General features: G+C 62.6%; 18 protein-coding genes. 5 read left to right on the top strand and 13 right to left on the bottom strand.

Annotation, left to right across the window (positions count from 1 at the left end):
* Positions 1-44: 44 nt before the first annotated feature.
* Positions 45-272: a hypothetical protein gene (locus R3F72_RS10060; RefSeq protein ID WP_087718885.1), complete on the top strand. Its 228-nt coding sequence runs from the start codon at positions 45-47 to the stop codon at positions 270-272.
* A 653-nt stretch (positions 273-925) separates the two neighbouring features.
* Here the strand turns inward: R3F72_RS10060 and R3F72_RS10055 are convergent.
* From R3F72_RS10055 to R3F72_RS10045, 3 genes are all read right to left on the bottom strand, one after another.
* Complete coding sequence (locus R3F72_RS10055) at positions 926-1,075, bottom strand: hypothetical protein (RefSeq protein ID WP_179208873.1); 150 nt, start codon at positions 1,073-1,075, stop codon at positions 926-928.
* Positions 1,076-1,146: 71 nt separating this feature from the next.
* Complete coding sequence (locus R3F72_RS10050) at positions 1,147-1,344, bottom strand: hypothetical protein (protein ID WP_087718887.1); 198 nt, start codon at positions 1,342-1,344, stop codon at positions 1,147-1,149.
* A gap of 123 nt (positions 1,345-1,467) precedes the next feature.
* A complete protein-coding gene (locus R3F72_RS10045; RefSeq protein WP_087718888.1) occupies positions 1,468-1,788 on the bottom strand; it encodes a hypothetical protein in 321 nt (106 codons plus the stop codon).
* Between the two features lie 313 nt (positions 1,789-2,101).
* Here R3F72_RS10045 and R3F72_RS10040 point away from each other — a divergent pair, with 313 nt between their 5' ends.
* Together R3F72_RS10040 and R3F72_RS10035 are read left to right on the top strand one after the other, a co-directional pair.
* On the top strand, positions 2,102-2,356 hold the full coding sequence (locus tag R3F72_RS10040) for a hypothetical protein (RefSeq protein WP_087718889.1): 255 nt from the start codon (positions 2,102-2,104) through the stop codon (positions 2,354-2,356).
* A gap of 234 nt (positions 2,357-2,590) precedes the next feature.
* Positions 2,591-2,749, top strand: coding sequence for a YqaE/Pmp3 family membrane protein (locus tag R3F72_RS10035; protein ID WP_071232076.1), 159 nt, complete (start codon positions 2,591-2,593; stop codon positions 2,747-2,749).
* A 50-nt stretch (positions 2,750-2,799) separates the two neighbouring features.
* Here the strand turns inward: R3F72_RS10035 and R3F72_RS10030 are convergent, their stop codons facing one another.
* Complete coding sequence (locus R3F72_RS10030) at positions 2,800-3,288, bottom strand: DUF6314 family protein (RefSeq protein WP_332779560.1); 489 nt, start codon at positions 3,286-3,288, stop codon at positions 2,800-2,802.
* Between R3F72_RS10030 and R3F72_RS10025 the strand changes: the two genes are divergently transcribed.
* Complete coding sequence (locus R3F72_RS10025; RefSeq protein WP_303852980.1) at positions 3,287-4,177, top strand: EamA family transporter; 891 nt, start codon at positions 3,287-3,289, stop codon at positions 4,175-4,177. The genes R3F72_RS10030 and R3F72_RS10025 overlap by 2 nt on opposite strands.
* Here the strand turns inward: R3F72_RS10025 and R3F72_RS10020 are convergent.
* From R3F72_RS10020 to R3F72_RS10010, 3 genes are all read right to left on the bottom strand, one after another.
* Positions 4,113-5,135, bottom strand: coding sequence for a DUF1853 family protein (locus R3F72_RS10020; RefSeq protein WP_303852981.1), 1,023 nt, complete (start codon positions 5,133-5,135; stop codon positions 4,113-4,115). The two genes, R3F72_RS10025 and R3F72_RS10020, sit on opposite strands and share 65 nt — an antisense overlap.
* 86 nt (positions 5,136-5,221) lie before the next feature.
* A complete protein-coding gene (locus R3F72_RS10015; protein WP_256961191.1) occupies positions 5,222-5,809 on the bottom strand; it encodes a cell wall hydrolase in 588 nt (195 codons plus the stop codon).
* 28 nt (positions 5,810-5,837) lie between these two features.
* Positions 5,838-6,173 (bottom strand): antibiotic biosynthesis monooxygenase family protein, encoded by a 336-nt coding sequence (locus R3F72_RS10010; RefSeq protein WP_087718894.1) that lies wholly within the window; start codon positions 6,171-6,173, stop codon positions 5,838-5,840.
* Positions 6,174-6,392: 219 nt separating this feature from the next.
* On the opposite strand from R3F72_RS10010, the gene R3F72_RS10005 reads away from it, so the two are divergent.
* Positions 6,393-7,313, top strand: a complete 921-nt coding sequence (locus R3F72_RS10005) for a LysR family transcriptional regulator (RefSeq protein WP_087718895.1) — start codon at positions 6,393-6,395, stop codon at positions 7,311-7,313.
* A gap of 31 nt (positions 7,314-7,344) precedes the next feature.
* Here R3F72_RS10005 and R3F72_RS10000 read toward each other — a convergent pair whose 3' ends face one another.
* The 6 genes from R3F72_RS10000 to R3F72_RS09975 form a co-directional block, all read right to left on the bottom strand.
* Positions 7,345-8,217, bottom strand: a complete 873-nt coding sequence (locus tag R3F72_RS10000; RefSeq protein ID WP_087718896.1) for a VOC family protein — start codon at positions 8,215-8,217, stop codon at positions 7,345-7,347.
* An 88-nt stretch (positions 8,218-8,305) separates the two neighbouring features.
* Positions 8,306-9,433 (bottom strand): aminotransferase class V-fold PLP-dependent enzyme, encoded by a 1,128-nt coding sequence (locus R3F72_RS09995; RefSeq protein ID WP_087718897.1) that lies wholly within the window; start codon positions 9,431-9,433, stop codon positions 8,306-8,308.
* A gap of 149 nt (positions 9,434-9,582) precedes the next feature.
* On the bottom strand, positions 9,583-11,142 hold the full coding sequence (locus R3F72_RS09990) for an aldehyde dehydrogenase family protein (protein ID WP_087718898.1): 1,560 nt from the start codon (positions 11,140-11,142) through the stop codon (positions 9,583-9,585).
* Positions 11,139-12,050 (bottom strand): NAD(P)-dependent oxidoreductase, encoded by a 912-nt coding sequence (locus tag R3F72_RS09985; RefSeq protein ID WP_087718899.1) that lies wholly within the window; start codon positions 12,048-12,050, stop codon positions 11,139-11,141. Before R3F72_RS09985 ends, R3F72_RS09990 begins: the two co-directional genes overlap by 4 nt.
* Positions 12,051-12,144: 94 nt before the next feature.
* Positions 12,145-13,305 (bottom strand): M20 aminoacylase family protein, encoded by a 1,161-nt coding sequence (locus R3F72_RS09980; RefSeq protein WP_087718900.1) that lies wholly within the window; start codon positions 13,303-13,305, stop codon positions 12,145-12,147.
* Positions 13,306-13,465: 160 nt separating this feature from the next.
* Positions 13,466-14,761 carry a DUF3100 domain-containing protein gene (locus R3F72_RS09975; protein ID WP_087718901.1) on the bottom strand — a complete coding sequence of 432 codons (1,296 nt, stop codon included), beginning with the start codon at positions 14,759-14,761 and terminating at the stop codon, positions 13,466-13,468.
* Between the last annotated feature and the right edge of the window lie 17 nt (positions 14,762-14,778).

Here is a 14,778-nt window from a genome sequence, read left to right as displayed (position 1 = left end):
TCCGCTACGCTGATGAGGACAGCTCAGAAAAAGGAGACGTCCTCATGGCAGAAGCCCTTACCAAATGCCCGAAATGTGGTAACGAAACGCTTGATGTTCCCTCTGGCGATGCACCGGATCAGGAGGTTCGTTGTACGTCCTGCGGTGCCGTCGTTGGTAAGAGATCGGACTTTACCAGTGACATGCAGAAGCGAGAGGAGGCTTTCGTCAAGGAAGAGGTTGCAGACAAAGTCGATAGATCGCTTCCGGGCAGCGATACGACGAAAAAGTAAACATTGACTCGTGAGCGGTGATCAAGATCAATAACGCCACTCTCCAGGAGTGGCGTTGTCGGTCACTTCCTGTCATTCATGCCTGGGGCGGCCTTGCGGTCCTATCGGATTTTTGAGCGCCAGGCGAATGGCCTTGTCTCTATCAAAGCCTTGGTCGGTCAATTTCTTTACCCGCGTCTTGAGTGTGCCTAGAGGCATCCCGTGTTGTTCGGCGAGAGCTGCCAGACTTTTCTTATCAGAGGTTATCCTTTTTTTTATGAGAGGCTCCACTCGATCCTTCACCATCATCCTCATTACGACCTCATTGTCAGCCATTTGCGATACGCAATATCTCCTATTACGCATTGATATATAAACGGCAGGAGGCCAAGAAAATTTAGGCTTTATATGACTATCAGACAAACTTATTCAGTATTGTCTTCGATGGACGGCTTCTCGAGGCCCAATCAAGGAGCTTGGCCTTGTTATTTGGCTTATTTGGAAGAACTCATACGGCGCTGCTGAGGTCACTGACTCCTGGAAACAGAGTCGAAGAGAGGCTAGATAGCATCGATTAGAGAGCGTGTCATGAAATTGAGCGGTGAGGCGGTGGCCTAAGGCAGGGTGGCGGTTGTTCGCGAGACGCCACAGCCGCCACGATCCTGCGAGGAGCTTTAGCGGGGATTACGATCCGAGCCGGGTTTCGGACCGTTTTTACGCTGTTGGTACTTGTCATAGGCTTGTTTGGCCGTGCGTTTGGCTTTTTCCCGGTTCTCCGGCTTTCTTAGCCAGCTGGCGATGGCCGCGCCGATCATCTTCTTCATGTCATCCTCCTGATTCGGAGTGGTCGAAACACCGGTGCGTTGTTGCAGGATCCCATCTGCGGGAGCCTGGCTCAATCGACGCTCCCGATGGGTGACGTGTCATTACCGTTGAGGCGTTCGGCCTCCATCTCGGCCTCCTCCGAAAACGCATGGCGGGAATGGATCCAGCGGTCATCGCCGCTTTCGTCATAGCGGCTGTCGACGACCAGCCATTCAGGAGCTTGTTGCGTTTCGTTGATGTCGGAATGACGCACGACGAATGAGTTCACGGAATCTCCCTGTCTTGACCGCGTTCTGTCTTGATGATGGCGTCAATCTTGGCAGCTATCCTGCTGATGCGACACCGTTGACATCGAAAAGGGGCCGAGGCCCCTTTGGCTCGCCCCGCAGGGTCACTGGCTCTCGATGGCGTCACCGGCCGCGTCGCTTTGACCTTCGGCGTTGATATCATCGAGCTGGTCGGAATCGGGAACGTCGGTCGTTTCGTCCGTCTCGGACTCGACGGCGTTCAGAGACTCTTCCGTGGCCTGGCTATGGCCCGACGCCGCATCCGACTGCTCGCCGCTGGATTCGGTGACACCGCTACCTTCGGTCAAAGGTTCTTCATTGGCTTCGTAGGCTTCCTCCATCGCCTCGCTCTGCGCGAGCGCGTGGCCTGCTGCGCCCATCAGTAGCATGGCAGTCAAGGAGGCAGTGATCAGATTCTTTCTCATGACAAGGTCCTTTTGCTAGAGATCTACGTGATTAAGAGAACTACGGTGATATAGAGAACGACAGCGTCGAAGATGACGATACCGAACACGATAGGAGGTGGACACGGCAACCACCTACAGTGTCACGCACCTTCACTATAGTTCATAAACCCGATCTGACGGGAGGAATCCATTCCTTATGGCGCTGTTGGCGCCGTTGTCACTAGGGGATGTCGTTGTCGGCTTGAAGTAGGGCGAGGTCGTCGCCATCTCTCGTCATTATGGATTCACGCGTTGTGCGTGGATCCGACGTGGCGGCCAGGAGGATCTGACCATGAATGCTCAAGATTATCTTGCCAAAAAGGGAATCGCGCTCGACAAGGAAGAGGAAAAGCCGCAGTCGCTCGAGGAGAAGGCCTGGGCCCGAGCCAGAGAGGCCATGGAGCATGGCCCTCGCAGCGGCACGCCTCATGACTGGGAGGACTGGGAGCGCCATCATGAGGCGCTGGCTTCCGAGTCCCGCTCGATCAGCGCCAAGGTCAGCTCGCGTCGCTCGTCTCGCGAGGCCCCGGAAGACGATCACGAGTGAGAAGAGCGCCCAGGTCGGCAGCGTTGGAGGCGAAAGAACGCTATGCTGTGACCGGGTGAATCAAGATTTTTCAACGGGATGTCGTCATCTCGTCTACTTTGAGAATCCAAAGGTTTCGGTTTCTCGAAGTACTGGATTTATCGAAGTACTGGATTTATCGAAGTACTGGATTTATCGAAGTACTGCAACGGATTGTCGAGCACAAACGATGTCGTTTCGAGCAAAGGAGGCCATATGGACATCATTCGCATCATCTTCGCCATCATTCTGCCGCCGGTAGGGGTATTCCTGCAGGTGGGGCTGGGGCTGCAATTCTGGATCAACGTCGTGTTGACGTTGCTGGGGTACATACCGGGCATCATCCACGCGATCTGGATCATTGCGACGCGCTGAGGCTGCGCAGCGACTCGTTCATCGGCTTCCTTCGGGAAGCCGATGTCGTTTCAGCGGGTTCGATAGTGGTAGAGAATTTGTTCGTCCTTGCGCGGCCCGACGATGCGCCACGCGAGATCGATCCCGTCCTCCATTAACGTCAGTCTGGCGCTATAGGCATCGGCAGCACACTGATGTACCTCTGCGCTGACCAGGGTGTCATCGTTTTCGACGACCAGGTCGAAGAGCGAGACGGCATCGGCAGCACCACGGCGCTCGTGGGAAAGCGCAATTCGATCCGGGTGGATATCCCAGCGGTAGACGTTGCGCATGGGTACGCTGCGGGTCTGGCCATCCAGGGTGAAGGTGCCCGATTCGAAGAAGCGCACGCTGTGGTTCTCCCGAGTCACATCGATCCTGCCTTCGCCACGGCCATTCCAGCCTACCGCCGAGGCCTGGCCCGATTGCGCGCTGAACACGAAGCGCGAGAGGTTGGGCAACAGCGACTCTAGCCGTATAATGGCTGTCAACTTGTCGTTTTCATAAGGTTGACCATTCATGTCGTATCTCGTCGGTGTCACGGCGTTGTGGGCTTTTTCGTTCAGTCTGATCGGTGTCTATCTCTCCGGCCAGGTCGACAGCTACTTCGCCGTCATGGCGCGAATTTTGCTCGCGACCGCGATTTTCCTGCCGTTTCTGCGTCCCGCTGCCCTGCGCTGGTCTTCCCGCCTCGGCTTGATGGCCATCGGCAGTCTCCAGCTTGGCGTGATGTACCTTTTCTTCTACCAGTCCTTCCTCTTGCTTACCGTGCCGGAAGTGCTGCTGTTTACCATTTTCACGCCGCTTTATATCACGCTTGTCGATGACCTGCTGGCGCGGCGCTTTTCGCCACGCTACCTGGTGGTGGCAGCGTTGGCCGTGGTGGGCGCGGCCGTCATCCGGTATGACGGCGTCACGAACGATTACTGGCTGGGGTTCCTGGTCGTGCAGGGCGCCAACCTGAGCTTTGCGCTGGGGCAGGTCGCGTATCGGCACCTGGCACGCAGCCTGCCCGATGGCGTGGCGCATCGCCACCTGTTCGGCTGGTTCTATCTGGGCGCGCTCTGCGTTGCCATACCGGCATTCTGGCTGCTGGGCGACTCGGCGAAGTTGCCCACGACGCCGCTGCAGTGGGGCGTTCTGGGGTGGCTGGGTCTCGTCGCCTCGGGGCTAGGTTATTTCCTCTGGAACAAGGGGGCCTGCCGCGTCGATGCCGGCACGCTGGCGATCATGAACAACGCCCTGATTCCCGCCGGATTGGTCGTCAACCTGATGATCTGGAACCGGGACGCCGACCTGGCACGCCTGGGGATCGGTGCCGTGATCCTGGCCGGTTCGCTGTGGCTCAATGTGCGCTGGGCGAAGCGCTCCGGGGTGGTAGCGGCAACGCCAGCGGCCAGTCGTCCCTGACCACGAAGAGCCGGCATCGCCGATCATCCGGAAGGATCAGCAGCAGATGCGCGGGCCTGCCGGGAGCGCTGAAAGAGTGGGCCAGTTCATGGTCCAGCATCGCCAGCGGCATCGGTTCGGTCGCGGGCGGCGCAAGCCAGTGAGGCTTGGCCAGCCGATGGCCGCGAGTCCCTTCCGGTAGCAACCGGATCAGTGAAGGCCAGGCTTGCCAGTGACACCACAGGCCCTGTTCGGCCCCGGCATTGGCAAGCCTTGGCAAAGGCAGGTGCTGATTCCACGGGTGGTAGAGACATCCCGGCATGATGATGCGCTGTTGCAGCGTGCCGGTGGCGTCCAGGGCCTGGCGCTCGCGATCGGCTGCCGGGGATCGGCCCCCGGGGAGCTGATGAGACGCCAGGCGATGGCATTTGATGGCCAGTGAGTCGAAGCTGCCGATGCCGATCCAGCGCGCGGCATTTCGGTCGTCGCCCGGACCTTGGGGCAGGCCGAGAAAAAACTTGATCGCCAGCTCGGCATGGAAGGTCTGTGGATCGTGGCAACCTCGATTCGCTTCCGTCACCGAGCCCTCGGCCCACCCGGAAGCGTAGAGCAGGTCGAGCTCGCCAAGGGTCTGCCTATTCTCGCGCAGCGCCACGTTATGGGCCAGAAGCCGGGTGCGCGGTGCGTGATCCAGAATCCATTGCCATAGCGTTTCGTGATAGATACCCAGACGCTGTGATCGGCGTGCCAGGCGCCTTTGCTGGAAGCGCTCCCCTTGATCCTCTTGCTGACGCAGCCAGGTGCGCCTTCGTCGCGGTTCCTCCAACCCGAGCTCGGCCAAGGTGGGCCGGCCGACATAGTCCAGCGTCGCCATGTCTGGCGCATGCAGCAGCCAGGCGATATCGCGGACCCAAGGCTGACGAAGCGATGCCAGATCTTCCCGCAGCGCGTCATCGAGAGGGACGAAGGCATCGAGCAAGAGGGAGGCTCCGTGGGGTCGTGCATTGGCCGGCATGACGCTGTACGCCTTCGGTACTCCGCGGTCTCGTCATCGACGGCATTCCATCATTCGGGCTCGCGGTAGAAGTTGAATTCGCGTGTCCGCGCCGTCCGCTCCAGGGTAGCCATCCAGCCCGGTGAGATGCTGCGGTGATGGAAGAACAGCGCGCCGTGGGTGATGTCGGGAAGGGTACCGTTGAGCGCACGGCGCGCCACGTCTCTTGCCGCCGCGTATTGCTCGGGCTCGGTGGCTTCGTCGGGGCGGCCATCGCACCACCACGAGAACTGGCACTGCCCGGTCTCCGAGCCTTGCTGGACGATGTCGCACAGGCTCGATGGAAATTCCGGATTTCCCAGCCGGTTCATGATCACGTTGGCTACCGCCTGCATCTCGCGCTGATCGGTGCCCTTGGCTTCCCAGTAGATCGATCTCGCCAGGCAGGTAATGGCGTCGTCGAGCGGTGCCAGGCCGCGAGGGTCGACCGCCTCCGTGCCCGCTGGTGTCAGTCGTGCCGCGTCCGGGGCCGGTTCGATCTTGTCCGTCTCGACGACGCGCTGTTCGAGCTGCTCGGCTTTCTGGCGGGCGATCTCGGCTTTCGTCAGTGGCGGTTCGGCCAGTGCCGACGCGCCTTGCAATAGCAGACCCGTCAGCAAGAGAGCTCCCGTCAGGCGCCGATATCGATCAGATGGCCTGATCATCGCTGCCGATCGTCTGGATGACCTCGAAGCCTTCGAACTTGGGCGGCCCGAGATAGAGACCCTCGCGGCGGCTCTGGCCGGCGTTGGCGTGGGCGGCACGGAAGGCCTCCGAGTGCGTCCACGCCTCGAAATGCTGGCGGGTGCGCCAGAGGGTATGGGAGGCGTAGAGAACGTGATCTTCCTCCGCCGGACCGCGCAACATGTGGAATTCGACGAACCCGGGCAGCCCCTGAAGATGCGTTTCGCGCTCCAGCCACAGCGTCTCGAACTCCTCGGTGCGTTCCGGATTGACGCGAAAGCGGTTCATGGCGATGAACATGAGTCGACTCCTGATTGGGAAAACCGGCGCCCGGCGGCGAGGGAGCCGTATGAACGAACCGAACGAACGACGTCGCCGCGCGTTTTCGGACATGACCGAGCAACATTGCCAGCATCCGGTGGCAAAAGTCGAGCCGGCAAATGGCGAGTCGGGTCCGTTGACGTCCATGCGAGTTAGTGGACTAATCGAGGCAACAGTTCCCGCTCCCGGTCATCATCCATGGATATTCCGCACCAGCGCCTGGTCTACTTTCGCGTCACGGTCGAATCCGGCTCGTTGCGCAAGGCGGCGGCAAGGCTCGATATCGCCCCCTCGGCAGTCAGCCGACAGATTGCGCTGCTGGAATCGGCCTTCGGGGCGCCATTGCTCGAGCGCACGCCGCGAGGGATCAGGCCCACGCCCGTCGGTGAAATGGCACTGGATTATTGCCGCAGGCGAGGGGAGCTGGACGACGATTTCATCACGCGGCTGGAGGCCTATCAGCGCCTGGAAACCGGTACGATCTCGCTGGTCGTGGGCGAGGGCTTTATCGACGACCTGATCGATGCGCCGCTAAGAGCCTTCGCCGAGCGCTACCGCGGGATACGTCTCGACATCGAGCAGGCCGGCACCGACGAGATCATCGAGTCCGTGGTCGAGGATCGGGCGCATATCGGGCTGATGTTCCATGAGCGAGTGCATCCGCAGATCCGCTTCTGGGCCTCCAGCGGGCAGCCGCTGCTGGCGATCTGCCCCGTCGATCACCCCCTGGCGCGGGAGGCGCATCCGGTCTCGCTGCAACGGCTCGGCGAGATGCCCATGGCGCTGTGGAACACCGGGCATGGTGTTCGTCGGCTGGTGGATCAGGCCTTCGTGCAAGCGGGGCTGCGTCCGCAAGTCGCCGTGGAAACCAACTCGATGGCGGTGCTGCGCCGCGCCGTGGTGGCGGGAATGGGGATCACGCTACTGCCGCGCTTTGCCGTCGCTCGTGAACTGGCCGAAGGGAGTGTCGTCGCCGTTCCCGTTGCCTCGATGCTTTTCCAGAACTCCCAGGCGCACATGATCACTCGGGTGGGTCGGCGTCAGCCTGAGGCCAGTCTCAAGCTGCTGCGTCATCTGAGCGCCTGGATGCAGGCATTCCGCTCGCCCGGCGATCCTTGACTGCCCGGTGTCGGCGTCGTTCGGGTCGTATCTAACGTTGCTCGAAGCGGAGTAGCGTCCCCAGTACGCCGGACGCGATGTCGGCCTGGGTCTCGCTGTGACGGTGGTAGTCGATGCCCTGGCTGTCCCAGCAGGCGATCGCCGCATCCAGGTCTCGGCAGGTAAGCGTAAGCGCCACGGCGCGCGGCGGTTCCGGTTCGATATCGCCGAGGGTCGGGAAGGTCGCCGCCAGTGTCTGGCGATCGAGCAGGTGACAATCGCCCTTGTGGGTATGGATGGTCCAGGCGGTGTCGCTGCCGCGGACCGAGCTGTCGCCGTGAATGCGCCGGAAGTGCTCGATGTCGTAAGCCGGGTCGTCGCTGACGTACCAGACATCGGCGATCGAGGTTGCGGTATTGGCATGAGCTTCCTGCGTCGGATCGACACGAAACAGCTCGGGGCGCAGTTGCTGGCAGAGGAACTGGGTCAGAAAGGGACGTTCCGGATCGTGCAGCATGTCCAGCGCCACGCTCACTTCCTCGTTGCGGCCGCCGGGCAGATGCGCCATGCGGCGGAAGATGATCGGGCACGCCTCGGAAAATCCCCGTGCCGCCACCAGAGCGTGATCGCGCTGGATGCTGTCGCTGTCGAGCGCCACCATGGCGATGCCGTCACCCACCGTGATCAGGCGCGCCTCGATCAGACGACCAAACTGGAAACCGTTGTCGTCCTGATAGTCCAGGCATTCCGGGCGACCGATGCCGATCAGCTCGATGAAGTTGTTGCTGAAGAACAGCAGATGGTTGTCTGTGCCCCAGGGGTGCCGGTGGCGCGAATTGACGTTGAAGCCGAGATCTCTCGCCGCCTGGGCGGCGTGATCGAGATGATTGACCGCCAGTAAGGGGTGATCGATGCCGAAGCTCATGAGCCTTTCATCCGTGGTGTGGTTGTCTGCAGTATTGCCCAATATCGGAATTCCTGAAGGCAGGGTACGGGATAAGCCTTCGGTTTTCTCACCTCAGCGCCGCCATGGCGCGGTCGATGTCTTCCTTCGTGTTGTGCCAATGCGGCGAGATCCGCACCAGGGCGCCGGCGGTCGGCAACCTGACGTTCAAGGGTTCGGCGGCGGTATCGCATACCTTGGCAACGATGCCGGCCGCATCGAGCTTCTGGTGAATCTGTAACGGTGCAGCGTCCGGCAGGTGGATCGTGGCGATGCCGCTTTCCGGCCGTTGCAGCAGCGGCCGAAACCCTCGTTCGCGGGCCAGCTCGTAGACCCGCTCGGTCAGCGTCGTCAGATGTTCGCGCAACGCCTCCAGCGTGATCTGCTGCAGTTCGTTGATCGCCGCTGTCAGCGCGACCTGATTCATGATCGAGACGTCCGAGGCATCGAAGCGCCGCGCCTGGGGGAGGTCGAGAAAACGCTGGGTTTCCCGGTCCAGCCGCAATCCCGCCAGTTCCGGCGCCGGGTTGGGATGCATCATGGCCACTGCCGGCTGGCTGACGTAGAGCAGCGCCATGCCGCGGGGGCCACGGAGCCACTTGCGAGTGGTGGCGACCAGTACGTCGCAGCCGAGCCGGCGCACATCGACTTCAGTCTGACCCAAGCCCTGGGCAGCATCCACGATCAGCGGGCAGTGTGATGGTCGAGGCAGATTCCCCAACGCTTCGACATCGTAGCGACGGCCTTCGATACTGGTCACCAGCGGCGTCAGAATCGCCGCCACGTCCTCGCCGATCTGACCCGCGATCGCCACGGGATCGAACTGACCGTCGGCATCGGTCGCCAGCAGCTCGATGTTGCGTGGCGACTCGTCGCTAAGGCGTCGCAGCAAGACGATATTAGAGGCCCACTCGCCGGGTGCGATCAGTAGACGCCGGCCGGCGAGATTCAGATTACCGACCACCTGGGCCATGAGCTGGGACGTGCTCGTGCCGAAAGCGACCTGAGGTTCGGGAGCGCCGATCAGGGTGGCGGCCCGGGTTCTCGTTGTCGGCAGGTCCCAGATCGCACTTTCGAGACGCTGGCGCGGGTAGGCCGCCATCTCCGCTTCCAGCCACTCTCCTAGACGTGCCGAAACCGCCGGGCTTTGCAGACCGACGGAGGCGTTATTGAGATAGCACAGATCGGATGGCTGCACGGGAGTTCCTGCCTTGGCGGTCGGGTTCACCCTGTATGCTGCCGGGGAATCGCTACCCGCGCCACCTCAATGGGTGCGAATCGAGCAGGATGCCTGCCTCGTTCCAACGAATTCGGGGCAGGCGGGCGACCGAGGCCGCCCGGAACCGATTATTCGTGGCCGCTGCCGTAGCCCATGGCGACGCTGGCTTCGACGCCGGTCTCGACCCAGACGCTCTGCGGTACGGTGTACTCACGCAGACCGTCGAGGCCGCTGGAGCGGCCAAAGCCGCTATCGCGGAAGCCACCGAAGGGCGACATCACGTTGATCGCCTTGTAGCTGTTGATCCAGACGGTGCCGGCGCGCAGTTGGCCGGCGACACGATGCGCCTTGGCCGGGTCCTGCGTCCATACCGCGCCGGCGAGTCCGAAGCGGGTGCCATTGGCGAGACGAATGGCGTCGGCTTCGTCATCGAACGGCATGGCGACCACGACCGGGCCGAAGACTTCCTCGCAGGCGATCTCCATCGAGGCATCGACATCGGCGATGACCGTCGGCGCGAGATAGTAGCCGTCGGCGCCTTCCGGCAAGCCCAAGGGGCGCGTACCGCCGGTGACAACGCGAGCGCCAGCGGCCCTGGCGCGCTCGATCATGCCGGTGACGTGCTCGAACTGGCGCACATTCTGCAGTGGGCCCATGCGGGTGGCTTCGTCTGCCGGCAGGCCGACGGTGATCTGGCTGGCGGCGCGGCCGACGCGTTCGACCACGGCGTCGAAAACATTCCGCTGGATCAGCAGCCGCGACCCGGCCACGCAGCTCTGCCCGGCTGCGGCGAAAACTGCCGCCTGCGCACCCGCCACGGCATCGTCGAGCCGGGCATCGTCGAAGATGATATTGGCCGATTTGCCTCCGAGCTCGAGCACGCTGGGGACCAGCCGACGGGCGCCAGCTTCGGCGATCAGGCGGCCGCTGTCGGGAGAGCCGACGAACACTAGCTTGCTGATACCGTCGTGGCCGGTTAGTGCCGCACCGGTGGTCGGGCCGAGGCCGTTGACGATGTTGATCAGGCCTTGCGGCAGGCCGCCGGATTCGAGCAGGCGGGCGATGACGACCGAGGAGAACGGCGTCAGCTCCGATGGCTTGAGTACCACGCCGTTGCCCGCGGCGATCGCCGGTGCCAGCTGCCAGGCACAGGTGAACATGGGCGCGTTCCACGGCGTGATCTGACCGACCACGCCGAACGGCACGTGGCGCACGTAGTTGAGGTGCGAGGTGGGCACCGGGATGACCTCGCCGTGCTGCTTGTCGCACCAGCCGGCGTAGTACTCGAACATTTCGCGAACCTTGCCGACCTCGCCGCGGCAGTCGCGGATCGGCTTGCCGGCGACCACGCTCTCGAGCTGGGCGAGCGCCTCTTCATGGCCCTCCAGGCGACGAATGGCAGCGTTCATGCGGCGGCCGCGTTCGCTGGCAGTCAGCGCCATCCATTCGACCTGAGCGCGCGAGGCGGCTTCGACAGCCTGGTCCAGCAGGTCGGCGCCGGCATCGCGGTAGGTGATCAGTTCGCCGCCGGTAGCCGGATTCGTCAGCGCGATGGCCTCGCCCCGGCCGGCGACCAGATCGCCATCGATCCAGTTGGAGCAGGGCAGCCCTCCGGCTTCCGGCGACAAGCCGAATTGGGTCAGGAGATCGCTCAACGTCTGCCGTGCCTGGATATCCAGTGCATTCATGCGGAGATCTCCTCGTCGCTGGCAGAGGATTGGACGAAATCGATGCCGGCCTGGGCCAGGATCGGTGAGGTGATGTGGTTGAAATCATCGCCGTCAGCAGGTCGCGTCGAATCAGCATGCCAACCTTCGACGACACGCTGCAGCAGTTCAAGATCGAGCTCAAGGCCACTGGCGGCATCGCGCGCCAGGCGCAGGTCCTTGCGCATCAGGCCGCTGGTGAAGCCGGAATCGAAGCGCCCGGAGAGAATCCACTCAGGGAAATTGACTTCGCTGACGGCACTGCGGCCCGAGCCGCTGTTGAGACCGGCCAGACAGGCCGCCGGGTCGACGCCGGCCCTGGCGGCAAGGGTCACCGCTTCGGCGGTGGCGATCAGGTTGGTGGCGCAGAGATAGTTGTTGGCCAGCTTGACGACGTGACCGCTACCCGGCCCGCCCACATGAGTGCGCTTGGCGGACATCGCTTCCAGCATCGGCATGAGGCGCTCGATTGTTGCCATGTCGCCGCCGAGCAGCATGCCGAGCTGGCCGTTCGCGGCCCCCCTGGGGCCGCCACTAACCGGCGCATCCAGCCATTCGAGACCGGCATCGATCACCTTGGCGGCGAGTTCGCGGCTGACCACCGGATCGCTGGTGGAGGAGTCGACGATGACGCTGCCCTTGGGGGCCAGTTCGAGCAGCCCGGGTGACCTTTCGATGACTTCACGCACATGTTCAGAGGTGGGCAGTGACAGAAGGTACACATCGCTGGCCGGCAGGGATTCAGGGTTCACGGTGGCAAGACCCTGCTCGGCGAGGCGCTGGCGCGCCGCTTCGAACACATCGCTGCCGGTGACGTCGAAGCCGGCGCCGTGAAGCGTCAGCGCCATGTTGCCGCCCATCTGGCCAAGGCCAATGACGGTGATTTTCATGAAGCTCTCCTGGATTGTTCTTGGAATGAATCGCTCTGGAATGAATTGCTTCGGTATGGCGAAACCGAAACCGAAACCGAAACCGACGCCGTCGTCACTCGTTCAGCAGTTTCTGCACTAGCGCCTGCCAGTAGGCAACGCCGAACGGGGCGATGGCGTCGTTGAAGTCATAGGCCGGGTTGTGCAGTGCTGCGCTGTCGCCGTTGCCGAGCCAGATGTAGGCCCCCGGGCACTGCTCCAGCATGAAGGCGAAATCCTCCGATCCCATGCTGGGCGCCATGTCACGGTGGACCTTGCCGATACCCGTGAGCGTCTCGAGCACTTCGGCACAGCGCGCGGCATGCTGGGGAGTATTGATCGTCGCCGGATAGCGTGCCTGATAATCAAATTCGGCCTTGAGACCATGAAACTGCGCGGTGGCATCAACGGCGTCGCGAAAGCGCTGCTTCAGCTTGGCCTTGAGTGCCGCATCGAAGCAGCGCACGGTGCCGCGCAGCTCGACCGTCTCGGGGATGACGTTGTAGGCATCGCCGGCATGGAACTGGGTAATGCTGAGCACGGCGGACTGGTGCGGCGGCGTCTCCCGGCTGATCAGCCCCTGCAACTGGTTTGCCAGCTGGCAGGCGGCGAGCACCACGTCCGTACCCAGATGCGGCATGGCCGCGTGACAGCCTTGCCCCGTCAGGCGCAGGGTGAAGACGTCGAAGGCGGCCATGACCGGGCCGTCGTGCACCGCCGCCTCGCCGACGGCGAGCCCTGGCCAGTTGTGCAGGCCGTAGACCGCATCCATCGGGAAGCGCTCGAACAGGCCTTCCTCGACCATCACGCGGCCGCCGCCTTCGCTCTCTTCGGCGGGCTGGAAGATACAGTGAACCCGGCCGGCGAAGTCCGGAGCTTTCGCCAGTGCGCAGGCAGCGCCCAGCAGCATCGTGGTGTGGCCGTCGTGGCCGCACGCATGCATGCGACCCGGTATCGACGAGCGGTAGTCGATATCGTTGAGTTCCTCGATCGGCAGGGCATCGATATCGGCACGCAGCCCGATGGCACGGCCCGGGCCTCGGTTCCCCTCGATGGTGACAACGACGCCGGTGCCGCCGCCCAGGCCGGTGACCGGATCAAGGCCGTGTTCGCGCAGAATCTTGACGATACGTTGGCTGGTGCGGGTCTCCTCGAAGGCGATCTCCGGATGACGATGGAAATCGCGGCGCCATTCGGTCAATGTTTCAGGATCGGGATAGACAGCGGGTTGATTCATGATCTCCTCCGGCAATGGCTCATGATCTACTCGGATCATCGAGTGGCGCGCTCTGCATAGGTTGGGCTTGCAGAGGTGGAATAGGCCGAGCGCGCCGATGAAAGGACGTTTACAGCAGTGTCTGGTTTACAGCAGCACCTGATTTACAGCAGCGCTTGATTTATAGCAGTACCTGGGCCACGACCGCCGAACCGACATAGGTGCCGGTGAATACCAGCAACGAAATGATGATCAGCTTCCAGCCGGTCTGGCGGAACATCGTGAATTCGCGACGGCTGAGCGCCAGACCGGCGTAGGCGAGCACCGGCGTGACGATGGCGAGAAAGTTGACCGCGGCGAGCTGGTCGACGATCCATCCGCTGCCGGGGAAGAACGGCAACGTCATGACGATACTGACCAGCGATACCCAGGCGACGCCGGGCAGATAGAACGGGGCCGCCCGCGTGATCACCAGGCCGATCAGGGTCATGACGTAGAGAATGATCATGCCCGGCAGGGCGTCGATCAGCGAGGCGCCGTTGATGGTGTTGGCGATCCAGCCGACCACGCAGGCCATGGCCAGTACCGCGGCGGTCTTGCCGAGATGGGCCTCGGGGCGTTCTTCACTGGGGAAATCGGCATCATTGCCATTGGCGGCCATGGCGCCGACCGAACTCGTCGCACGACTGCGCCCACCCAGGCGACGATACAGCCATTCAGCCATGGGCAGCGCGATGAACAGCGAGACATAGAGCCCGGTAGCGTAGGTCAGCAGGTTGCTGGCACCGGCGAAGGCGAGCAGGTCATCCGCGAGATCGGGCGCTGCCCCGGCCAGCGCGCCGGAACACGCCGCGACCATGCTGCCGCTGCCCACGCCGCAGGCCATCGCCAGTGCCCGCGGATCGAACCAGTCCAGCGAGGCCAGATAGCCGGCCATCAGCGCGAACCATAGCGTGCCGAACATGGTACCGACGACATACACGCCCATGACGCCGATCCCCTCCGGCCCCTTGAGGCCGTACTTGTCGGAGATGATCGCGATGTTGGGTTCGCGGGCGATCGAATAGGTGGCACCGATCGCCTCCCGCCCCATCTTGAGCACCAATACCGCTACCGGCAACGCGACCAGCATGGTGCCGAGGTTGCCCAGCTCCTGCAGGATCAGGGCAGGGCCGGCGCTGATGATCTGATCGATGGCGGGGCCAATGGTCGAGCCGAAGCGCGCGATGAACGGCATGATCGAGATCAGGATCAGCGGGGTCGCTGCCTGGCTGAGGCTCTCGGGGAGAAATCGCTTCGTCCCGGAGAACAGGTGCGGATTGAGCAGTACGCCGAGAACGAAGGCGTAGAACAGCGGCAGCAGGAGCAGCGTGCCGGGCCCGAGCGGAATCTTGAGAATGCCGACCCATTCGCTGAGCAGTGACAGCACGACGACCAGCAGGTGCAGCCGCCAGTTGAGCAGTTGGGAGAGGGGCATCGATCTTTACCTCTTTG

Origin of the sequence: Salinicola sp. 4072, assembly GCF_036663415.1 — a bacterium.
GTDB classification, from domain to species: Bacteria; Pseudomonadota; Gammaproteobacteria; order Pseudomonadales; family Halomonadaceae; genus Salinicola; species Salinicola salarius_A.
This window is presented reverse-complemented; position numbering and strand designations above follow the sequence as displayed.

Excerpts from the sequence above, each read along its gene's own strand:
- R3F72_RS09985 (WP_087718899.1), bottom strand. The coding sequence starts at position 12,050 with ATGAAAATCACCGTCATTGGCCTTGGCCAGATGGGCGGCAACATGGCG.
- R3F72_RS10055 (WP_179208873.1), bottom strand. The coding sequence starts at position 1,075 with ATGAAGAAGATGATCGGCGCGGCCATCGCCAGCTGGCTAAGAAAGCCG.
- R3F72_RS10030 (WP_332779560.1), bottom strand. The coding sequence starts at position 3,288 with ATGAATGGTCAACCTTATGAAAACGACAAGTTGACAGCCATTATACGG.
- R3F72_RS10040 (WP_087718889.1), top strand. The coding sequence starts at position 2,102 with ATGAATGCTCAAGATTATCTTGCCAAAAAGGGAATCGCGCTCGACAAG.
- R3F72_RS09980 (WP_087718900.1), bottom strand. The coding sequence starts at position 13,305 with ATGAATCAACCCGCTGTCTATCCCGATCCTGAAACATTGACCGAATGG.
- R3F72_RS10060 (WP_087718885.1), top strand. The coding sequence starts at position 45 with ATGGCAGAAGCCCTTACCAAATGCCCGAAATGTGGTAACGAAACGCTT.
- R3F72_RS10045 (WP_087718888.1), bottom strand. The coding sequence starts at position 1,788 with ATGAGAAAGAATCTGATCACTGCCTCCTTGACTGCCATGCTACTGATG.
- R3F72_RS10025 (WP_303852980.1), top strand. The coding sequence starts at position 3,287 with ATGTCGTATCTCGTCGGTGTCACGGCGTTGTGGGCTTTTTCGTTCAGT.
- R3F72_RS10035 (WP_071232076.1), top strand. The coding sequence starts at position 2,591 with ATGGACATCATTCGCATCATCTTCGCCATCATTCTGCCGCCGGTAGGG.
- R3F72_RS09975 (WP_087718901.1), bottom strand. The coding sequence starts at position 14,761 with ATGCCCCTCTCCCAACTGCTCAACTGGCGGCTGCACCTGCTGGTCGTC.
- R3F72_RS10000 (WP_087718896.1), bottom strand. The coding sequence starts at position 8,217 with ATGAGCTTCGGCATCGATCACCCCTTACTGGCGGTCAATCATCTCGAT.
- R3F72_RS10005 (WP_087718895.1), top strand. The coding sequence starts at position 6,393 with ATGGATATTCCGCACCAGCGCCTGGTCTACTTTCGCGTCACGGTCGAA.
- R3F72_RS09990 (WP_087718898.1), bottom strand. The coding sequence starts at position 11,142 with ATGAATGCACTGGATATCCAGGCACGGCAGACGTTGAGCGATCTCCTG.
- R3F72_RS10010 (WP_087718894.1), bottom strand. The coding sequence starts at position 6,173 with ATGTTCATCGCCATGAACCGCTTTCGCGTCAATCCGGAACGCACCGAG.